6 protein-coding genes, 1 tRNA gene and 1 pseudogene are annotated in these 6,767 nt (G+C 68.8%); 7 read left to right on the top strand and 1 reads right to left on the bottom strand.

Going from position 1 to position 6,767, the window contains the following annotated elements; genetic code table 11:
• Positions 1-185: hypothetical protein (locus tag ACH34T_RS13635; protein ID WP_395992431.1), on the top strand; the 185-nt coding region annotated here is incomplete at its 5' end.
• Between the two features lie 134 nt (positions 186-319).
• On the opposite strand, the gene ACH34T_RS13630 is transcribed toward ACH34T_RS13635, so the two are convergent.
• A tRNA-Leu gene (locus tag ACH34T_RS13630) sits at positions 320-393 on the bottom strand.
• 121 nt (positions 394-514) lie between these two features.
• On the opposite strand from ACH34T_RS13630, the pseudogene ACH34T_RS13625 reads away from it, so the two are divergent.
• The 6 genes and pseudogenes from ACH34T_RS13625 to ACH34T_RS13600 form a co-directional block, all read left to right on the top strand.
• Positions 515-1,054: pseudogene (locus tag ACH34T_RS13625) on the top strand (ANTAR domain-containing response regulator); the annotation flags it as partial.
• Between the two features lie 541 nt (positions 1,055-1,595).
• Positions 1,596-2,774 carry a branched-chain amino acid ABC transporter substrate-binding protein gene (locus ACH34T_RS13620; RefSeq protein ID WP_395992430.1) on the top strand — a complete coding sequence of 393 codons (1,179 nt, stop codon included), beginning with the start codon at positions 1,596-1,598 and terminating at the stop codon, positions 2,772-2,774.
• A gap of 108 nt (positions 2,775-2,882) precedes the next feature.
• A complete protein-coding gene (locus tag ACH34T_RS13615) occupies positions 2,883-3,848 on the top strand; it encodes a branched-chain amino acid ABC transporter permease (protein ID WP_395992429.1) in 966 nt (321 codons plus the stop codon).
• Entirely contained in the window at positions 3,845-5,023 is a 1,179-nt protein-coding gene (locus ACH34T_RS13610) for a branched-chain amino acid ABC transporter permease (protein WP_395992428.1), read from the top strand. The genes ACH34T_RS13615 and ACH34T_RS13610 overlap by 4 nt, the downstream gene beginning before the upstream one ends.
• 47 nt (positions 5,024-5,070) lie before the next feature.
• Positions 5,071-5,811 (top strand): ABC transporter ATP-binding protein, encoded by a 741-nt coding sequence (locus ACH34T_RS13605; RefSeq protein WP_395992444.1) that lies wholly within the window; start codon positions 5,071-5,073, stop codon positions 5,809-5,811.
• Complete coding sequence (locus ACH34T_RS13600; RefSeq protein ID WP_395992427.1) at positions 5,801-6,637, top strand: ABC transporter ATP-binding protein; 837 nt, start codon at positions 5,801-5,803, stop codon at positions 6,635-6,637. The genes ACH34T_RS13605 and ACH34T_RS13600 overlap by 11 nt, the downstream gene beginning before the upstream one ends.
• Positions 6,638-6,767 lie beyond the last annotated feature (130 nt).

Genomic DNA, 6,767 nt, shown 5'->3' with positions numbered 1-6,767 from the left:
ACCGCACCCCGCGCGGTGCCCGGCGCTTCTCCCGCCCCACGGCGGCGACGTCCGACCTCAACGGATCACCAAGCGATCTCATTTACACGTCGCTCTGGAAACGCGCGCCCGCCGTCGTCGGCGAGCCTCAATACTGCGCACCCGCGAGCTCGTCCGGCCGCGCCTCCGCCTTACGCCGCGCTTGATGCGGGCGTCATGGCTCTGGGGATCGGTGGGGATACGTCGTCCGTGCCGCCGGGATCTCGCCCGCGCACCGACGGGAGGACGGGCGGCGCCGTCATCGGCGCAAAGGCGTCATAGCGGAGGAGAATTTCAGAAGTGCCCCGAGTGGGATTCGAACCCACACTTGATGGTGTTTGAGACCATATCCTCTGCCAATTGGGATATCGGGGCTTATGTCCTGATAAAGCGGACATTTAGATTGTATCGGCTATGCTGCGCCCTGGCAGGGGTGACTCAGGACAGGGTAGCGGGTTTCGGTAGGGTCGTGCGTGTGGAGAGCGCTCGGCGAGTTGTGATCGCGGAAGACGAGGCCCTGATCAGGCTGGACCTGAAGGAGATGCTTCAGGAGGACGGCTACGAGGTCGTCGGGGAGGCCGGGGACGGCGAGACGGCCGTCCGGCTGGCCGTGGACCTGACGCCCGACCTGGTGATCCTCGACGTCAAGATGCCGGTGCTGGACGGGATCTCGGCCGCGGAGCGGATCTCGGCCGAGCGGATCGCGCCGGTGGTGATCCTGACCGCGTTCTCGCAGCGCGAGCTCGTCCAGCGGGCCACGGACGCGGGGGCGATGGCCTACCTCGTCAAGCCGTTCTCCAAGACCGACCTCGCGCCGGCGATCGAGATGGCGGTCAGCCGGTACAGCGAGATGCGGGCGCTGGAGGCGGAGGTCGCGGGCCTGCAGGAGCGGCTGGAGACCCGGAAGGTGGTCGATCGCGCGAAGGGGCTGCTGCAGCAGGCCCACGGATGGTCCGAGCCGGACGCGTTCCGGTGGATCCAGAAGACGTCCATGGACCGGCGCCTGACGATGCGGGCCGTCGCGGAGGCGGTCGTGGCGGGCGCGACGGGCTCCGCAGGCCCGACCGGCGCCGCCGACGCGGGCTCCACGGACGCGGGCTCCACGGACGCGGGCTCCACGGGCCCGACCGGCGCGACCGGTTCCACGGACGCGACGGGGTCCACGGACGCGACGGGGTCCACGGGTGAGCCGGGGTCCACGGGTGAGCCGGAGACCGGCACTTCGGGGCGTGCGGGAGCGGACGGCGGCGGGATGCGGGGGCCGGACGAGTCCGCCGCGGGTTGACTGCCCGTCGCCCCCGCTGTCATCCCGCACGTTGTCAAGGTCCATTGCCGAGGTTCCGGACTGGGCCCACATGGTCACGCAGTGTAATCGTCCCTGGCAATAGAGGGTATCGGATGAGCACGGGGGCGTAACGAACGAGTAACCCTTCTATCCGGGGGTCCTGCTCTTGGGTGGGTCCACGGTGTACGACATACCTGGTCCCCGAGTGACCGATTTCTCCATCCGAGGGTCGGCGTCGGGGCACGACTCGTACCCGATCCTCTCCCGGATCCGGATGGAAAGGTTGGGCACCTTGCGGCGCAACAAGATGAGGATCACCGGCGCGGTGGTGGTGAGCGCGGCGCTCGCGCTCAGCGCCGTGGCCTGTGGTGGCGACGACGATGGCGGTAGCGGCGGCGGCGGCGACGAGATCACGATCGGGTTCATGGGAGACCTGACCGGGGAGAACTCGGGTCTGGTGATCCCGCCGAAGCAGGGGGCGGAGCTGGCGTTCGAGCAGTACAACGCCACGAACCCCAAGGTCAAGATCAAGATGAAGACCTATGACAGCCAGGGCAAGGCGGAGCAGGCGACGCCGCTGGCGCAGGGCGCGGTGAAGAGCGACAAGATCGCGGGGTTGATCGGGCCGGCCTTCTCCGGCGAGTCCGAGAGCGTGGGGCCGATCCTGGAAGAGGCGAAGATCCCGAGCGTCTCGCCGTCGGCGACGAGCGTCACCCTCGCCGAGAAGACCTGGAAGTACTGGCACCGCGTCGTCGCCGACGACGCCGTGCAGAGCGAGGGCGCCGCGACCTTCCTGACGAACTCGGTGAAGGTGAAGAAGGTCTTCACGGTGTCCGACAACGAGGCGTACGGCAAGGGCCTCGCCGACGCCATCGCCAAGTCGACCGCCGCGAAGGGCGCGCAGACCCAGTCGGACACGGTGAACCCCAAGGCGGCGGACTACTCGTCCACCGTCAACAAGATCGTCGGGTACAAGCCGGACGCGGTCTACTTCGGCGGCTACTACGCGGTGGCGGGACGGCTTTTCAAGCAGCTCCGCGAAAAGGGCTACCAGGGCAAGATGATGTCGGGCGACGGCTCGCTCGCCACCGGTCTGATCGAGGGCGCGGGAGAGAAGAACGCGCAGAAGGCGCTGCTCAGCTGCGGATGCCTGATCGACGCCGAGGGCAAGACGAACGAGAAGGCCAAGAAGTTCGCGACCGACTACAAGACGAAGTTCAAGGCCGACGTCGCCATCTACTCGTCCGAGGGCTTTGACGCGGCGACCGCTTTCATCGAGGCCGTCAAGGCCGGCAAGACCAAGCCGGAGGACATCAACAGCTTCCTGAAGACCGTGAGCTTCCCGGGCGTCGGAAAGCCGATCAAGTTCGACGACAAGGGCGAGCTCGCGGCGCAGGACATCTTCATCTACGAGGTGCAGGGCAACAAGCTGCCGCTGCTCGGCAACAGCAACGAAGCGAAGGTCTCGTAGGCGTCACCACGCCCGAAAAGAGACAGCCCCCCGTTTCCGGGGGCCCCTGATGGCGCGGGAGCGGGAGCGCTACAGCGCTCCCGCTCCTTTTGACGAAGGCGACCGAAGGTGCTCGACGACTTCATCAACGAATTCTGGCCGTCGACCATCGACGGGCTGGCGCTGGGCGCGATCTACGCGCTGCTGGCGCTCGGCTACACGATGGTCTACGGCGTTCTCCGGCTCATCAATTTCGCGCATGCCGACATCTTCATGGTCGGTACGTTCGCCGCGCTGTGGACCGCGCGGACGCTCGGCGTCTCCGACGTGGGCGGCTTCACGCTGATCGGCGTCGTGGTACTGATGGCCGTCGTCGCCGGCGCGGTGACGGGCGGCGGCGCGATGCTGCTGGAGGTGACCGCCTACCGTCCGCTCCGGAAGAAGGGGGCCTCGCGGCTCGCGGCGCTGATCTCCGCGATCGGCGCGTCGATCTTCATCCAGCAGCTGATGGGCACGGTGGTGATCCACCGGGTCTTCGGCACCTCGAAGGAGGGCGGGAAGCTCGACGTCAACGAGCATTTCAAGTCGCTGACGAACCTGGTGGACGTGGGTCCGATCGTGATCCGCAACGATCAGATGATCATCTTCGTCGGCGCGGTGCTGATGATGGTCGCGCTGGACCAGTTCGTGAACCGGACGAAGCTCGGCCGCGGCATCCGCTCCACCGCGCAGGATCCGCAGACCGCGGTCCTGATGGGGGTCAACATCGACCGGGTGGTGACGATGACGTTCCTCGTCGGCGGCATCATGGCGGGCGTCGCCGCGGCGCTGTACTTCCTGCGGCTGGAGACCACGAACTACTTCGTCGGGTTCCTGCTCGGCATCAAGGCGTTCACCGCGGCGGTGCTCGGCGGCATCGGCAACATCCGCGGCGCGCTCGCTGGCGGCTTCCTGCTGGGGCTGCTGGAGGTGTACGGGGGGAGCTTCTTCGGCGCGAAGTGGAGCGACGTCGTCGCCTTCGTCTTGCTGATTCTTGTCCTGATGTTCCGTCCCACCGGCATTCTCGGTGAGTCCCTCCAGCAGGCGCGCGCATGAACCTCTCGAAGAACGGAAAGGGCGGCCCGTCCCGCCTCGGCGACCTCCGCGACCTGGTCTCCCTCGATCCGCTCCGCAATGCCTGGGCGGGCGCTCCGGGCCTGGTCCGCTGGCTGGTGTACGGCCTGCTGATCATCGGCGCGCTGGCGCTGCCGAGCCAGTCGATCGGCTCGTTCATGGCGCCGAGCGGCACCGACTGGCCGTCGATGCTGAGCACCCAGATCGCGATCTACGTGCTGCTGGCGATCGGCCTGAACGTGGTGGTCGGCATGGCCGGCCTGCTCGACCTCGGGTACGTGGCGTTCTACGCGGTCGGCGCGTACACCATGGCCATCCTGGCGACCAAGTACGACTGGACGTTCTGGGAGTCGCTGGGGATCGCGATCCTTTTCTCGGCCCTGGCCGGCCTGCTCCTGGGCGCGCCGACGCTGCGGCTGCGCGGCGACTATCTGGCGATCGTCACGCTCGGCTTCGGCGAGATCGTCAAGATCACGGCGAACAACAGCGACTACGTGAACGGCCCCCGCGGCGTGCAGGGCATCCCGCACCCGCCGACCCTGTCGGAATTCGAGATCATGGGTGTGCAGCCGCTGAAGTACGGGCTGCTGGACTCGCGTCCGTACTACTACCTGCTGCTGCTGTTCATCGTCGTCGCGATCGTCTTCGTGAAGCGGCTGGAGCGGTCGCGGGTGGGCCGCGCGTGGGCGTCGATCCGCGAGGACGAGGACGCGGCCGAGCTGATGGGCGTGCCGACGTTCAAGTTCAAGCTGGCGGCGTTCGCGATCGGCGCCGCGATCGGCGGCAGCGGCGGCGTCGTGTACGCCTCGCAGCAGACGTCGATCACCCCGCTGAACTTCGAGTTCCTCGTGTCGGCGCTGATCCTGGCCGGTGTGGTGCTGGGCGGTTCGGGCAACCTTCCCGGCGTGATCCTGGGAGCCGCGTTGCTGGCCTGGCTGCCCGAGCGGTTCCGGGAGCTGAAGGACTACCGGATGCTGATCTTCGGCGCGGCGCTGGTGGCCATGATGATCTTCCGTCCGGAGGGGCTGTGGCCGTCGCGCCAGCGGAAGGCCGAGCTGGCGGAGGGCACCGGCGGCATGGGCAGTATGGGAGCCGAGGTGGCCACGCCGGACAAGCCCGGCTCCGGGCCGGTGGAGATCCTGGAGGAGGGCAAGTGAGCGGGACGAAGGACGCCGCGCCCGTCCTTGAGCTGCGGGACGTCGTCATGCGGTTCGGCGGCGTGGTCGCGCTCAACAAGGTGGACATCACGATCCGCGAGGGCGAGATCTTCGCGCTGATCGGCCCGAACGGCGCCGGGAAGACGACGGTGTTCAACGTCACCACCGGCGTGTACCGGCCGTCCGAGGGGCGGGTGGTGTTCCGCGGGAAGCGCATCGACGGCAAGAAGCGGTACGTCGTCACGAAGCTGGGCGTGGCGCGGACGTTCCAGAACGTCCGGCTGTTCCACAACATGACGGCGATCGAGAACGTCCTCGTCGGCGCCGACGCGCACCATCGGACCGGGTTCGCCGGCGCCGCGCTCGGGCTGCCCTGGCATCGCCGGGAGGAGCGCCGGGGCCGGGTGCGGGCCCGCGAGCTGCTGGAGCTGGTCGGCATCCCGCACCGCGGCGAGGAGGCGGCGAAGAACCTGCCGTACGGCGACCAGCGGCGCCTGGAGATCGCGCGGGCGCTGGCGACCGGGCCGAAGCTGCTGCTGCTCGACGAGCCCGCGGCCGGCATGAACCCGGCGGAGAAGGAGGCGCTGCAGGACCTGGTCCGCAGGATCCGCGACACCGGCGTGACGGTGCTGCTCATCGAGCACGACATGAGCCTGGTGATGGGGATCAGCGACCGGATCGCGGTGCTGGACTTCGGGCAGAAGATCGCCGACGGCCTCCCGGCCGACGTGCAGAACGACCCGCGGGTCATCGAGGCGTATCTGGGGGCTCCGGCCGATGCTTCTTGAGATCGACGACATCCACGTCCACTACGGGAAGATCGCGGCGTTGAAGGGCATCTCGGTGTCCGTCGGCGAGGGCGAGATCGTGACGCTGATCGGCGCGAACGGCGCCGGGAAGACGACGACGCTGAAGGCGGTCTCGGGTCTGCGGAGCCTGTCGGCCGGCGCGGTCCGCTTCGACGGCCGCGACATCAGCCGGATGCCCGGGCACAAGCGGGTGCTGGTCGGCATCGGGCAGGCGCCGGAGGGGCGCGGCATCTTCCCCGGCATGACGGTGGAGGAGAACCTCCTGATGGGCGCCTACGCCCGCAAGGACGACGCGTCCAAGGAACTGGCGGAGGTGCACGAGCTGTTCCCGCGGCTGGCCGAGCGCCGGACGCAGGCGGGCGGCACGTTGTCCGGGGGCGAGCAGCAGATGCTCGCGATCGGGCGGGCGCTGATGGCCAAGCCGAAGGTGCTGCTGCTGGACGAGCCGTCCATGGGCCTCGCGCCGATGCTGGTGCAGCAGATCTTCTCGATCATCGTGGAGATCAACCGGCGGGGCACCACGGTGCTGCTGGTGGAGCAGAACGCCCAGCAGGCGCTGCAGATCGCGCACCGCGCGTACGTGCTGGAGACGGGCCGGGTCGTGAAGTCGGCGCCGGCGGGCGAGCTGCTCGACGATCCGCAGGTCCGCGCGGCGTATCTGGGCGGTGCGTCGGGCGACGACCTGACCGCGGCGTCGGGTGTCCAGTCCGCGGAGGCCGTCTCGCCGGCGGAGCCTGGCACGTCGGCCGCGCCTGGCACGTCCGCGGAGCCCGGCGACGGCCCCGAAGAGGGGACGGCCCGGTAGCGGCTCTCAGATCGCGGTTCGCGCCCGTCCGGTCCCGGTTCGCCGGGGTGGGGGCGGGCGCGGCGCGTCGGGGCGTCCTGACGCGCCTGGAGGACGCCTGAGGGGACCTGGACGCGGCCCGAGCCAGGCG

Origin of the sequence: Actinomadura sp. 9N215, assembly GCF_044326345.1 — a bacterium.
Taxonomy (GTDB): Bacteria; Actinomycetota; Actinomycetes; order Streptosporangiales; family Streptosporangiaceae; genus Spirillospora.
Note: the sequence above shows the minus strand (reverse complement) of the source record. Positions and strands in the feature narration are given on the sequence as shown.

What these genes read in the sequence shown, in the direction of transcription:
- ACH34T_RS13600 (WP_395992427.1), top strand. Translation starts at nt 5,801, where the DNA reads ATGCTTCTTGAGATCGACGACATCCACGTCCACTACGGGAAGATCGCG.
- ACH34T_RS13605 (WP_395992444.1), top strand. Translation starts at nt 5,071, where the DNA reads ATGCGGTTCGGCGGCGTGGTCGCGCTCAACAAGGTGGACATCACGATC.
- ACH34T_RS13610 (WP_395992428.1), top strand. Translation starts at nt 3,845, where the DNA reads ATGAACCTCTCGAAGAACGGAAAGGGCGGCCCGTCCCGCCTCGGCGAC.